Here is a 14,127-nt window from a genome sequence, read left to right as displayed (position 1 = left end):
CTCGCTCCCACAGGGTTGGGTGTTGTCTGGATCAGCGGCCCAGCAGCTGCAACCGCTGGCGCACCGACGCTTCGATCCCGACCTCATCCAACCCACACTCAGCCAGCATCTGTGCTGGCTTGGCGTGTTCGACGTAGCTGTCCGGCAGGCCCAGGTGCAGCACCGACTTGAGGATGTTCTCCCGGGCCAGGAATTCGCTGACCGCCGCACCGGCGCCGCCCATGATGGCGTTCTCCTCGATGGTCACCAGCAGTTCGTGGCTGCCGGCCATCTCGCGCACCAGGGCTTCGTCCAGGGGTTTGACGAAACGCATGTCCACCACGGTGGCGTCCAGGGTCTCGGCGACTTTCAGGGCCTCGGCCAGTTGCACGCCGAACACCAGCAGGGCGGTCTGCTTGCCTTGGCGGCGGATCACGCCCTTGCCGATTTCGATCGGCTCGAGGTTGGCTTCGATGGGGGCGTTCGGACCCGTGCCGCGGGGATAACGCACCGCCGCCGGACCATTGAACAGGTGGCCGGTGGTGAGCATTTTGCGCAGCTCGTTTTCATCGCTCGGGGTCATCACCAGCATGCCGGGGATGCAGCGCAGGAACGACAGGTCAAAGCTGCCGGCGTGGGTCGGGCCGTCTTCGCCGACCAAACCGGCGCGGTCGATGGCGAACAACACGTCGAGGTTCTGCACCGCGACGTCATGGATCAACTGGTCATAGGCGCGTTGCAGGAACGTCGAATAGATCGCCACCACCGGTTTTGCGCCTTCGCAGGCCATGCCGGCCGCGAGGGTCACAGCGTGCTGCTCGGCAATCGCCACGTCGAAATAGCGCTGTGGGTAGCGCTCGCTGAAGGCCACCAGGTCCGAGCCTTCCTTCATTGCCGGGGTGATGCCCACCAGGCGCGGGTCAGCGGCGGCCATGTCGCACAGCCATTGGCCGAACACGCCGGAATACTTCGGTCCACCGGCCTTTTTTGGCGTGGCAGCCGGAGCGTCCAGGGGCTCGAGCTTGGTGATGGCGTGGTAGCCGATCGGGTCGACTTCCGCCGGGGCGAAGCCTTTGCCTTTCTTGGTGACCACGTGCAGGAACTGCGGGCCCTTGAGATCGCGCATGTTGCGCAGGGTGGCGATCAACGTGGGCAGGTCATGGCCGTCGATGGGGCCAATGTAATTCCAGCCCAATTCTTCGAACAGCGTGCCGGGCACCAGCATGCCCTTGGCGTATTCTTCGGTGCGGCGGGCGATTTCCCAGGCGCCGGGCAGGCGTGACAGCACTTTCTTGCTGCCTTCGCGCATGCTCGCGTAAGTGCGGCTGGAGAGGATTTTCGCCAGGTAGTTGGACAGCCCGCCAACGTTGCGCGAGATCGACATGTCGTTGTCGTTGAGGATCACCAGCATGTTGGCGTCGACTTCCGGCGCGTGGTTCAACGCCTCGAAGGCCATGCCCGCGGTCAGTGCGCCGTCGCCGATCACGGCAATGGCCTTGCGCTCGCTGTTTTGCAGGCGGGCGGCAATCGCCATGCCCAGGGCGGCGCTGATGGACGTGCTGGAGTGACCGACGCCAAAGGTGTCGTACTCGCTCTCGGAACGACGTGGGAAGGCCGCGATGCCGTCCTTCTGGCGCAGGGTGCCCATGCGCTCGCGACGGCCGGTGAGGATCTTGTGCGGATAGGCCTGATGCCCGACGTCCCACACCAGGCGGTCGTCTGGAGTATCGAACACGTAATGCAGCGCGATCGTCAGCTCGATGACGCCCAGGCCCGCGCCGAAGTGCCCACCGGTCTGGCCGACCGTGTAGAGCAGTTCTAGGCGCAACTCATCGGCCAGGGTTTCCAGCTCGGCTTCACCCAGGCGACGCAGGCCGTCCGGCGTGTTGGCGCGGTCCAGCAGGGGCGTGGTCGGGCGCTTGCGGGGAATCTCTTGAAACGTCGTGGGCATCAGGCGAATCGTTATAGGTATAGAAAGAGGCGGCAGTTTACCTTATGCATCGCAAGCTGCCCACGCGTTGGCCGGAACTTGGCCGATACGCAGTCTAAAGGGGTTGACCCCGTATCAACTGCGTCGTTCGACGATATAGCGCGCCAAGTCGCGCAACGGCTCGGCCGGCGCGTCAAAGGGTCGCAGCGCGGCCAGGGCCTGGTCGCGCAACTCCAGGGCATAAGCCTTGGCGGCGTCGAGGCCGAGCAGGGCCGGGTAGGTCGGTTTATCCCGGGCGATGTCGGCGCCCTGGCGTTTGCCCAGGGTCTGGGTATCGCTTTCGACGTCGAGGATGTCGTCCTGCACCTGGAATGCCAGGCCAATAGCCCGGGCATAGGTTTGCAAGGCTTGTATTTGTGCGGGTGTCGCCCGGCCGCTGGCGAGGGCGCCGAGTTTGACGCTGGCCTCGATCAAGGCGCCGGTCTTGTGCCGGTGCATGTATTCCAGGGCGCTCTGGTTCAGCTTCAGGCCCACCGAACCGAGGTCGATGGCCTGGCCACCGACCATCCCGGCGGGGCCCGCCGCCAGCGCCAGGGCACTGACCATGTCCAGGCGAATTTGCGCCGGGCAATCGCTCAGGGTCGGGTCCAGCAGGGCGCTGAAGGCCAGGCTCTGCAAGCCGTCGCCGGCGAGGATCGCGCAGGCTTCGTCGAATTGCTTGTGGGTGGTGGGCTGGCCGCGACGCAGGTCGTCGTCGTCCATGGCCGGCAAATCATCGTGAACCAGCGAATAAGCGTGAATCAGCTCCACCGCGCACGCCGCGCCGTTGGCCTGTTCGGCCTGGCCGCCCAAGGCTTCGCACGCGGCGTAGGCCAGCAGTGGGCGCACGCGCTTGCCGCCGTTCATCACGCTGTAGCGCATGGCTTCGTACAGGCGCGCCAGCTCCGGGCTTGGCGCGGTGAACAAAGTGTCCAGTGCAGCATTGACCCGGGCCTGACTGCTGGCCTGATAGGCGCCGATCATTCAGGCTGTTCCGCGTCGAAAGGCTCTTCGGTCAGTTCACCGTCACGCTCGAGCAGCAATTGCACCTTCTGCTCGGCCTGGGCCAGCGCCGCCTGGCAGTCGCGAGTCAAGCCGATACCCTGCTCGAAGGCGGTCAGCGAGTCTTCCAGCGACAATTCGCCGTTCTCCAGCCGTTCGACCAGCGTTTGCAGGTCGGCCAGAGATTGTTCGAAATCCAGTGCAGCTTTTTTGCGGGCCATGGCGGCTATTCCGGTTGACTGTTAAACCGGCGCGACACTAGCAGACATGGGGTTTTGGGGCAAATCAGGGCAGGGCAAACGCGGCCCGTGACCCACTGCTTTTGTGGCGAGGGAGCTTGCTCCCGCTGGGCTGTGTAGGGACTGTCGAGTGCAACGAGGCTGCGATCTTTCTCCAGGCATTTGAGTCCCAAGCGAAAGATCAAAAGATCGCAGCCTCCGGCAGCGCCTACAGGGCGCAGTCGAGCGGAAGCAAGTTCCCTCGCCACACGGGAGCAATTGGGATCGTTTTTCATATTCGGCTCATTTGGTGAGCCGAATAAATCGTCTATTCGGCTCACGCACCCCTCAGTACGTGATTTCCCACACAGAATCGCGCGTTCCCCGATTGTGAAAAAACCGTCAAATCGATACTCTTCGCGCCATCTACGGCCCCCTTGCGACGGGGCCTTCAGACGAAACCCGAATAATGACAAGCAGCGCCGAGGAAGGGCGCCGGGTTGCGTCATGCATGGCAGGAGGCATACGTGCGTTTTCTTTCTTTATTGATCGTGTTGCTCGGTGCGCCGCTGGCGTGGGCGCAGCCTTCGGCTGAGATGTCGGAGCCGGTGGGCGGCTGGCGCTACAGCGGCTTGCTCGATCGTACTGAAAACCCTCGGGTCGCCTATCCCACACCGCCCATCGACCGTGGCGTGCAGCGCAATCGCACGATGATCGAGGGTCGGCTCAAGGCCATGGGCACGGCCCGTCCGCCCCACAGCCTGGCGGTCAACGGCAATCCATTGAATCTCTATACCGACGACGAAGGGCGTTTCGCCCGGCCGTATGCGTTCGGCGCCGGTTCCAACAGCGTCGAGGTGCGCAGCTCCGAGGGCCAGTCCCTCAAGCGCGTGCAGTTCTATGAGGCCAACAACCTGCGCACCCCCGCGCAGATCCGCGTGGTGCTGGGCTGGGACGATCCCAAGGCCGAACTCGATCTGCATATCGTCACACCCGACGGCCAACATGCGTTTTTCGGCCAGCCGGCGCTGACCAACGGCGGCGGCCTCGACCCGGATGGGGTCGATGGCCCCGGCCCGGAAATGTTCACCATGACCGCGCCTATGCACGGCACCTATCTGGTCTACGTGAACTATTGGGGCAACTACGGCAGCGGCGGCTACAACTTCGAGGAAACCAGTAACGAGAAGGAGGTGATCACCTCGCAGATCAACCTGGTGCTCAACGAAAACACCGTCGATGAAAAACGCGAAACCTTTGTCGTGCCCCTGCGCGCCATTGGCGATCTGTTGCTGGTCAAGACTTTCAACTACTAAGTATCCGCTCCACGGATGAACAGGCCCTTGTGAATATGAGCGACAACACTGCTTCCCCGACCACGCCGACACCTCTCGCCAAACCTGTACGCCGTTGGCCGGCGCTGCTGATCGGGCTGTGCCTGGTGGTCGGTGTCGCTGCCGGGTTGGGCTGGTTCATCACCAAGCCCAAGGCGCCACCCATGGAGCTTGCCCTGGAAAAGCTCGGCGTGAGCCGCCCCGACGGCTTGCTTGAGGCGCATTCCCTGAGCCAGTTGCCCAAGGACCTGTTGGCGGTGCCGTTTCTCAAGGCCACGCTCACCGAAGACTTTGTCTTCTATTACGAGGCCCATGCCGACCGCCTCGGGCTGATCGGCAGTCTGCGCCGGATCATCTACGAGCATGACCTCAAGCTGCAGGACAGCCTGATCGAGCAGTTGTTCGACCAGCCGGCCGATGTGGCGCTGTGGCGGGGCGCCGACGGGCGGCTCAAGGACTTCCTGTTGGTGATGGACCGCGGCGGCTTGGCGAAGGTGCTGGAGCCGTTGGCGAAAGTCGCCTTGGACGACACCCAGTTGAGCAAGCTCGGCGACCTGAAGGTGGGCGGCGATGAGGTCGCGCTTTACCAACTGAGCTATAACGCCAGCAAATCCCTGGCCTTCGCCTCCCATGGCGACAAGATGGTCGTGCTGTCGAATCCGACCAAGCTTTACGACAACGCTAATGGCCCTGTCGATGAGCCCGGCATGGTCTCGACCCAGGCCCTCGAAGCGCTGCTGGCCGGTGAAAAACTCTTCCCCGAAGCCTTCGGCCTGCCGCCCAAGGCGCCGGAAGTGAAGCAACGTCTTTCGGTCAACGCCAGCGTTCTTGCCATGGGCTACCAGCGTTTCATCCCGAACTTCGCGGGTTTGCGTTTCGACATGGACGACAAGGGCTGGCACAGCTTCCTGGCCCTGGACGAACAGGAAAACCAGCCGGACTTCGACTTCAAGCCGATCTGGCAGGCCATGCCCATGGGCGCCAGTGCTTGCGTCGCTTTGCCCCTGGCCGCCGAGCAACAGAAACCCTTGCTGGTGAGACTCGGTGCCGACGACAAGGCCGCCCAGTCCATGATCGACCACATGGCCGGCGCGGCAGGCTTGTGCTGGTACGCCGATTCGCGGCTGTACACGCCGCTGCTGGTGGCGAGCCTGAACGAAGACGACGGCAAGCTCGACGCCGACATGGGCAAGCTGTTCGGTTCGATGGTGGGCGCCTATGAAAACAACGTCGCCGAACATGCGTTCCCCGTGGTCGAGAAGCAAGAAGGCTCGACGCACCAGTGGCAGCGTCAGGTCAGCTCCAATTTCGGCCCCTACCTGGCCAAGGACGCAGAGCAGCCCGATGCGATCACCGGCAAGGCGTTCATGCGCGTGAGCCTGGCGCGTCACGGTTCAACCTTGCTGTTTTCCCTCGACGACAAATTGGTGGACAAGGCCCTCGGCACCCTCGCCAAACGCTTCCCGCCCATGGCTGACGTGGTGCCCAAGGATGTACTGATGCCGATCTACTTCGGCCCGGACGCCATGGCGCAACTGATGCAGCGCGAAACCCTCGACAGCTTGCCCCAGGACATGGAACCGGTGTTCTACAACGCCGCGCAAACCTACCTGATCCCGAAACTGCGCACCCTCGGCGGCTACGGCAAATACGCCCTGACGTTGCCTGAGGGCAGCGAGCCGGACGGTCACTGGCAGTGGCTGCCATTGGAATGGAAAGCGCTGTGACCGGAATGATCCGCACCTCCGGATTGACCTTGCTGCTGGCGTTGCTGCTCGGTGGGCAGGCGTTTGCCGTCGAGACGCCGGCGCTGGATGTGCAGCAGTCCCAGGTCTTTCGTGCCTGGTTCGTGCGCATTGCCCAGGAACAACTGACCAGAGGCCCGAGCCCGCGCTGGTATCAGCAGGACTGTGCCGGGCTGGTGCGCTTTGCCGCCAACGAAGCGCTGAAGGTCCACGATGACAAATGGCTGCGTAGCAATGGCCTGTCCAATCGCTACCTGCCACCGGAGTTGCCCCTGAGCGATGCGCAACGACGCCTCGCCCAGCAATGGCAGCAGGGCGGCGGCAAGGTCGGGCCCTACGTCAACGCCATCAAGCTGATCCAGTTCAACAGTCGCCTGGTGGGCCGCGATGTGGCCCAGGCCCGCCCTGGCGACCTGATGTTCTTCGATCAGGGCGACGACCAGCACCTGATGATCTGGATGGGCCGCTACATCGCCTATCACACCGGCACCACAACCCCTACCGACAACGGCATGCGCTCCGCAAGCCTGCAACAACTCATGAACTGGAAGGACACCCGATGGATACCCGACGCAGCCAACCCCAACTTCATCGGCGTCTATCGACTCAACTTTCTCTCCCAATGACCGGTGCCCGCATGCTGCGCTTGTGTTCAAAACTGCCCTTGTTGTTTGCCCTGTTGCTGGCACCCCTGGTGAATGCCGAAGACACCGTGGAGCCCAGCGGCTACACGCCGGTGTCCGGTGAAAGCTTCTTCCTGCTGGCCGACAGCAGCTTTGCCAGCGACGAGCAGGCCATGGTTCGCCTCGAAGCGCCGGGCCGCGACTATCGTCGGTTCCGCATGGAGCCTTACGGCGGCGCCGATATCCGCGTCTATCGCATCGACAAGCCGCTGGATTTCCTCAAGCGCCAGAAAAACCTGCACCGCGTAGTCAGCGATGGCCAGTTCAAGGGCGAAGGCCTGTCGAACACCCTGGCGTACCTGTGGGACAACTGGTATCGCAAATCCCGTCGGGTCATGCAGCGGGCGTTCTCCTACGAGTCGCGCCAGCAAGTCACTGAAGAAGTGCCGGAATTGAAGGTCGGCAACGCCCTGGTTGCACCGACTCCGTACGACGCGCCGGCACAGTTCGCCTTGATCCCGGGTTTGCCGGTGGTCAGCCAGTTCCGTTATCCGCTGTGGCAGGCCAAGCCGATCCAGCCGCCTGCGGGCGTCAACCTGGCCGGTTCGTCCAGTGACTTCATCAGCGTCGCGCCGGGCAACGTCTACGTGCCGCTGGGCCAGTTGAAGCCGGGCCTGTACCTGGTGGAAGCACTGATCGGCAAGTACCGCGCGACCACCATGGTCTTCGTCTCCAACACCGTGGCGGTGAGCAAGATTGCCGGTGACGAGCTGCTGGTCTGGGCCGCACGCAAGCATGAAGGTCGTTCGGTGCCCAAGGTCAACGTGCTCTGGACCGACGGCCTGGGCGTGATGAGCAGCGGTGCCACCGATGAAGACGGTTTGCTGCGCCTCAAGCACGTCAGCCCGGAGCGTTCGTTCGTCATCGGCGAAGACGAGGAGGGCGGGGTATTCGTCTCGGAAAACTTCTACTACGACAGCGAAATCTACGACACCAAGCTCTATGCCTTCACCGACCGGCCGCTGTACCGGCCGGGGGATTGGGTGTCGCTGAAAATCGTCGGCCGTGAATTCAAGAACGCCCGTGATTCGGTGCAACCGAGCGCCGCCGACGTCAATGTCAGCGTGCTGGATGCCACCGGCACCGCCCTGCAAACCCTGGCCCTGAAGCTGGATTCCAAGGCCGGTACCCAAGGCCGTTTCCAACTGCCGGAAAACGCCGTGGCCGGCGGCTATGAGCTGCGCTTCAGCTACAAGGACCAGCTCTACAGCAGCGCCTTTCGCGTGGCCGAATACATCAAGCCGCACTTCGAAATCGCCCTGAACCTGGCCAAGCAGGATTACCGCACCGGCGAGCCGGTCAAGGGCAATCTCGTGCTGCTGTACCCGGACGGCAAGCCGGTGGCCAACGCCAAGGTCAGCCTGAGCCTGCGGGCCCAGCAATTGTCGATGGTGGATAACGAGCTGCAATACCTGGGGCAATTCCCGGTGGAGCTGACCAGCAGCGAAGTGACCACCGATGCCAAGGGCAACGCCATCCTCGACCTGCCGGCCGCCGACAAGCCGAGCCGCTACACGTTGACCGTGTTTGCCAGCGACGGCGCGGCGTATCGGGTCAAGACCACCAAGGAAATCCTCATCGACCGTGGCGCGGCGAATTTCCGCCTGAGCGCACCCCAGCGGTTCAGTGCCGTCGGCCAGAAGGTTTCGTTCAGCTACGCCAACGAAGGCGGCAACGAGCAGGCCAAAGCCGTGACCCCGGGCAGTTATGGATGGGTACGGCTGGAAGACCAGAGCACCGGCGAAGGCAAGCTTGCGGCCAAGGACAAGGGTTTCAGCCTGACCTTCGACCGCCCCGGCACCTACAACCTGACACTCAAGGATGACCACGGCCGAGTCATTGGCGCCGCCGGCCATGCCGTGACCGGCGAAGGCATCAAGGCCGTCCCGGGCACCGTAGAGATCGTCCTCGATAAAACCGAATACAAAATGGGTGATGAAGCCCTGGCGCTGATCACCTTTCCGGAACCGGTCAGCGATGCGTTGCTGTCGCTTGAGCGTGACAAGGTCGAGGCCACGGCGCTGCTGTCCAAGGGCAGTGACTGGCTGAAGATGGAAAAGCTCAGTGACACCCAATACCGCGCGCGGATTCCGGTGAAGGACGCCTTCGCGCCAAACATGACCTTCTCGGTGCTCTACACCAAGGGCGGCCAGTACAGCTTCCAGAACGCCGGCATCAAGGTGGTTGCGCCGCAGATCGACGTCGCCGTCGTCACCGATAAAGCCACCTACCGGCCGGGCGACACGGTGACCGTGGACCTGAGCACCCAGTTCGCTGGCAAGGCGATCCCCGCGCACCTGACCGTCAGCGTCGTCGATGAAATGGTCTACGCCCTGCAACCGGAAGTGGCGCCGACCATCGACCAGTTCTTCTATCACCCGCGTCGCAACAACGTGCGCACCAGCGCCAGCCTGTCGTTCATCAGCTACGACGTGGCACTGCCGGGCAGCCCCGGCGCGCCGGGCAAGGCCAACCGCAGCGAGCGTGGGGTCAAGGTGCTGGAGCGGCCGCGTCGTGAAGACATCGACACTGCCGCCTGGCAGCCGGAGCTGGTCACCGACGCCAGCGGCAAGGTTCGTTTCACCTTCAAGATGCCGGACTCCCTGACCCGTTGGCGCATCACCGCCCGGGCCATCTCCGATGACGGCCAGGTGGGTCAGAAGAAACAATTCATCGGTTCGGAAAAACCGCTGTACCTGAAGTGGAGCGGCCCGACCCGGTTCCGCACTGGCGACAAACCGCAGATGGGCCTGTTTGCCTTCAGTCAGGCGGAAAAGCCGCTGAAAGCTGAGCTGTTGATCCGTTACGCCGGTGCTGAACAGCGCGTGGTGGTAGAGCTGAAAAATGGCATCAACTACGTACCGCTGCCGGCCTTGGAACTGAGCAACGGTGACTTGAGCGTGCAGTTGCAGTTGAACGGTGAAACCCAGGACGCCCTGGCTGTACACCTGAACGCCAGCGGCAACGGTTGGCAAGTGACCCAGAGCCAGCGCCTCGACGTGGCCAGCGGTGACACTCCGCTGACCCTGCCGGCTGACGCCAGCGACATCCGACTGCGCCTGGATGACAGCCCGCAAGCGCTGTTCCGTTCGGCCCTGGATGATCTGCTGAGCTACCCCTACGGCGGCGTCGAGCAGACCGCCAGCCGCCTGCTGCCGTTGAGCATTGCCTACCCGGCCCTGGCGTCGAACCCGCAGATCCGCGATCGCTTGCGCCTGATCATGCAAAACAGTCGCTTGCGCCTGGTGCAGATGGCCGGGCCTTCGGCGAGCTTCACCTGGTGGGGCCAGGACGGCGAGCCGGATGCGTTCCTCACCGCCTACGCCTATTACGCCGACTGGCACGCCAGCAAGGCCCTGGACCTGAGCCTGCCGCCGGAACACTGGCAGCGGGTGCTGGAGGTCTACGCCAAGCAGGCCGGTGACACGCCACTGCTGCAACGTGCGCTGATCCTGTCGTTCGCCAAGCAGATGCAACTGCCGGTGAATACCTTGCTCAGCGGCCTGATGGACGACCTGGCGAAGGCCAGTGAAGACAGCAGCGAAAGCGTGCTGGACAGCGGCGAAGACAGCCTGGTGATGAACGCTCCGGATTCGGCCCTGGGGCTGGCCAGTGCCCGGGTGCTGACTGCGTCCTTGGCGAAACAGGCGAAGGTGCCATTGCCGGCGGCTTTCAGCCGTCAAGCAGACGCCGCGCAACAGCAACTGGAACTCAGCTCTCAGCCGTTCGTCGAGGCCCTGGTGCTGTCGCTGCAGAACTTCGATCAGGCTCGCGCCACGGCTTTGCTGGAACGCGTGTTGCCGCAACAGTCCACCCTGGAACGGGCCTTGGCCCTGACCTGGCTGCAAGGCAGTATCGAGCAGACCGCGCCGGCTGTGGCACTGGCTCCGGGCGAAGGCTGGAAAGCCAAGCAAGGCGCCACCGGTGAAACCTATTGGCAATGGCAGGGCGCGCAGCTTCCGACGATGCTGACGCTGACCGGTGCCGAGGAGCGTCCGCTGCAAGCGGCACTGAGCTTCCAGAGCCAGCAAGCGCCAGTAGCACCGATGGCGGTGTCCATCACCCGTCGCCTGTCGCGGCTGGTGCCGGGCGATGAGGCGTTCACCTTCAAGCTCGAAGCCGTGGGCAACAAGCCCTTGTCCAGCGACAGCCTCTATCTGGATGAAGTGATCATCAACAGCAAGGCGCCGACGCCGCTGCGCTACGGCATGCTCGAAGTGCCGCTGCCACCGGGCGCCGACGTGGAGCGCACCACCTGGGGCATCCAGTTGATGGGCAAGGCCGACAGCGAACCGACTTCCCTGGAAAGAGCGCGCTTCGAGCCGGGCCAGATGGCTTATGCAGTGCCGGTGGATGCCCTCAGTGGCGAACTGCGCCTGCGGCATTTGGTGCGTTTCTCCCAGAAGGGTCAGTTCAGCTTGCCGCCGGTGCGTTTCACTCAGGTCTACGCGCCGCAGAATCAGGCGCGGGAACAGAAACCGGCGCTCGGTCAGGTGACGGTCAACTGACATGCGCAGGCCGTGGGTTGGCTGGCTGTTGTGCTTGATCCCTGCGCTGGCAACAGCGCAGGACGAGCCGCTGCGCCTGGCTTTCGACGGTCAGTTGCTGCGAGTCAGCCAGACCCAGGTGCTGGATCGTCAGCCACTGCCTGATGCCTTGCAGGCGCCGCTGGGCAGCCTGTGGAAGCTGTTTGTCTACGCCTGGCTGGTGGACACCAACGCCCGTGAGCCGGTTTACGAGTGTCGCGGCGAATCGAAGGAAGAGGTCTATTGCTGCAATGCCGGGCAGAGCATCGGTCGCGATCAGGCCCTGGTGAAATCCTGCGGCTTGTACTTCGAACCGCAGCGGCTCGGGCTTTCGGCCTCGGACTGGCGCGACTACTGGCAAGCCCGCCAGGCGCCGGCGTGGCTGTCGGACTTGCCCGCCTTGCAACCTCAACAGCAGGTGCCTGTCGCGCAATTGCTCAAGGCCCTGGCAACGTTGCCGGCCCAGGACCAGGCCCGTCGGGTGCTGCTGGACGTGGTGCTCAACGCGGCGGACGGGCGACTGGTCGGCGAGTTGGGCAGCCGCCTGCGGGTCAAGACCTGGAGCTGGCTGGGTGACCAGGGGCCCTCGTCGCGCCAGGGCGGTTTCGCTGGTTGGCTGGCTGACGGCACACCGGTGTGGGCCGGTGGGCGCGGCACCAGCCAGCAGGTCTTGAAGGTGTATGGCGATGGCTTGGCGACGGCATTGCCATCGCGCTGGCCGGCGGAAACCGGGCGTTGTGTGGAAGTCGGCCTGTTTGCCCGTTATCCCTGGCAACGGGTGATGGCGGGCGACCGGCCAGCCACGCCGGGTCAACTGCGCGGCGACTACCGCGTTGAATTCAGCAACGGTAACCAGTTGGATATCCACAGCGACGGCGAGCTGTTCCTGATGCCCGGCAAGCTGGTGGCACGACTGGACCGGGAAGAGTACGTCGCCCGGGTCCTGCAACGGGAGGCCAAGGCTGAGCCCGTCGAGGCCGCCAAGGCCTTGGCCGTGGCGGCCCGCACCTACCTGCTGCAAAACGCTCAACGCAACGGCGACTGCCTGAGCATCGACGACAGCAGCCATCGCCAACGCGTCGCCCCGCGCCCGGCGGCGCCCGAAACCCGCGCCATTGCCGCCTGGACCAGCGATCTGGTGCTGGCCGGCACCGATGTCACCTACCACTCCGACCAGGCCGGCCCGGACAAATTGTCCTGGGCCCAAGCCGTGGAGCAAGCCAACGCCGGCCAACGCTACGACACCATTCTGCTGCATGCCTACCCGCGCGCCAGCCTCAGCCGCTGGGACAACCCGGTGGCGTCCTGCGAAGCACTGCCGGCTGCCCAGGACTGGTTGCTGAAACAGCGGCGCGGCTGGCGCTCGCGGCTGGAAAGCGAAGTGGGCTACAACGAAATCAGTGCTTTCGCAGTGTGCCGTGTGGCGTTCGGCCGACCTTATGTCGACCGCGAGCGCCAGCGCATCTATGTGCGCGGCGTGCTGTCGCTGCAAGACCGCCTTGACCTGACTCATGAATATTTGCACCTGGCCTTCGAAGCTCACCCCAACGGCCAGGACGAAAACTATATCGAAGGGCTCGCCCGTCACCTCTTGCTGGAATAGACCATGACACTCCGTTATCCACAGGTCTTGCTGTTGCTCTGCGCCTTGACCGCGTTGCCACCGGCCATGGCCGCCGACCACATCAAGCTCGACACCCCGATCGGCGGCTGGCGCAGCGGTGCGCCGGGCGGTGAAGGCGAAAGTTTCAGCCAGACCGTCAACTACCCGGCTTCGTCGGTCAACACGCCCCCAGGCCAGGCCAGCACCGCCCGAATCACCGGCCAGATCAAAGGCGCACCCAAGGAAGGCAGCGAGCCAGGCAAACTCATCATCAACGGCGTGACCCTGCCATTGAAGCTTGACTCGGAGGGCCGCTTCGACCGGCCGTTTTCGTTCCCCAATGGCAGCAACAGCGTCGAAGTGCGCAGCCCCGACGGCCAGCAGCGCCATCGCACGCAGTTTCTCAACACCAGCGGCGGTGCCACCCCGGCCAAGCTGCGGGTGCTGCTGACCTGGGACAGCGACGGCACCGACCTGGACTTGCACCTCATCACCCCGGACGGCGCGCACATCTGGTACGGCGACCGCGTCGTCCCCAACGGTGCGGCCCTCGACGTCGACGTCACCACCGGCTACGGCCCGGAAATCATCGCCATGCCCGCGCCGATCAAAGGCCAGTACCTGGTGTATGTGAACTACTACGGCGGCGGTTATCGCAGTGATGAAGACGGCGAGGAACAAGCGCAACAAGCCCTGACCACGGCACAAATCAGCGTGATCACCGAAGAAGGCACGCCGAGCGAGAAGATGGAAACCTTCGTGGTGCCGATGCGGACGGCGGGGGAGTTGATGTTGGTTAAGAGTTTTAGTTACCCGTAAGACGCCATCGGAAATACTTCAACCTAGGGAAGATCCTGTGGGAGCGAGCTTGCTCGCGATTGCGGTGGCACATTCAGCATCTACGTACCTGATACACCGCTATCGCGAGCAAGCTCGCTCCCACCAGAGGTCATCAGTTGCCCCGAAAAAATCTCACGCGTGAGCTATTGTGGGGTTTAGAAAGTACCTGTAGTGTTTCTCACGCGTGAGTTTTTCACAGTGGGGTCAGCACCATGCAAACCAGCTCTC

At 63.6% G+C, this 14,127-nt stretch carries 9 protein-coding genes; 6 read left to right on the top strand and 3 right to left on the bottom strand.

Annotation, left to right across the window (positions count from 1 at the left end):
• Positions 1-31 precede the first annotated feature (31 nt).
• From dxs to EPZ47_RS26420, 3 genes are all read right to left on the bottom strand, one after another.
• A complete protein-coding gene (gene dxs / locus EPZ47_RS26430) occupies positions 32-1,930 on the bottom strand; it encodes a 1-deoxy-D-xylulose-5-phosphate synthase (RefSeq protein ID WP_135847391.1) in 1,899 nt (632 codons plus the stop codon).
• Positions 1,931-2,044: 114 nt separating this feature from the next.
• Entirely contained in the window at positions 2,045-2,932 is an 888-nt protein-coding gene (gene ispA / locus EPZ47_RS26425) for a (2E,6E)-farnesyl diphosphate synthase (RefSeq protein WP_135847390.1), read from the bottom strand.
• Positions 2,929-3,171 (bottom strand): exodeoxyribonuclease VII small subunit, encoded by a 243-nt coding sequence (locus tag EPZ47_RS26420; protein ID WP_003185917.1) that lies wholly within the window; start codon positions 3,169-3,171, stop codon positions 2,929-2,931. The genes ispA and EPZ47_RS26420 overlap by 4 nt, the downstream gene beginning before the upstream one ends.
• Positions 3,172-3,695: 524 nt before the next feature.
• Between EPZ47_RS26420 and EPZ47_RS26415 the strand changes: the two genes are divergently transcribed.
• Genes EPZ47_RS26415 through EPZ47_RS26390 form a run of 6 tightly spaced genes read left to right on the top strand, consistent with a single transcriptional unit; the run spans position 3,696 to position 13,878 of the window.
• On the top strand, positions 3,696-4,484 hold the full coding sequence (locus tag EPZ47_RS26415; RefSeq protein ID WP_135847389.1) for a YfaP family protein: 789 nt from the start codon (positions 3,696-3,698) through the stop codon (positions 4,482-4,484).
• Positions 4,485-4,519: 35 nt separating this feature from the next.
• Positions 4,520-6,229 carry a DUF2138 domain-containing protein gene (locus EPZ47_RS26410; protein ID WP_135847388.1) on the top strand — a complete coding sequence of 570 codons (1,710 nt, stop codon included), beginning with the start codon at positions 4,520-4,522 and terminating at the stop codon, positions 6,227-6,229.
• 5 nt (positions 6,230-6,234) lie between these two features.
• A complete protein-coding gene (locus EPZ47_RS26405) occupies positions 6,235-6,873 on the top strand; it encodes a DUF1175 domain-containing protein (RefSeq protein WP_420825054.1) in 639 nt (212 codons plus the stop codon).
• Positions 6,870-11,438 (top strand): alpha-2-macroglobulin family protein, encoded by a 4,569-nt coding sequence (locus EPZ47_RS26400; protein ID WP_135847386.1) that lies wholly within the window; start codon positions 6,870-6,872, stop codon positions 11,436-11,438. Before EPZ47_RS26405 ends, EPZ47_RS26400 begins: the two co-directional genes overlap by 4 nt.
• A 1-nt stretch (position 11,439) precedes the next feature.
• Complete coding sequence (locus EPZ47_RS26395) at positions 11,440-13,059, top strand: DUF2300 domain-containing protein (RefSeq protein ID WP_135847385.1); 1,620 nt, start codon at positions 11,440-11,442, stop codon at positions 13,057-13,059.
• A 3-nt stretch (positions 13,060-13,062) separates the two neighbouring features.
• A complete protein-coding gene (locus EPZ47_RS26390; RefSeq protein WP_135847384.1) occupies positions 13,063-13,878 on the top strand; it encodes a YfaP family protein in 816 nt (271 codons plus the stop codon).
• Positions 13,879-14,127: the final 249 nt, after the last annotated feature.

This window comes from Pseudomonas viciae, assembly GCF_004786035.1.
Classification (GTDB): domain Bacteria; phylum Pseudomonadota; class Gammaproteobacteria; order Pseudomonadales; family Pseudomonadaceae; genus Aquipseudomonas; species Aquipseudomonas viciae.
This window is presented reverse-complemented; position numbering and strand designations above follow the sequence as displayed.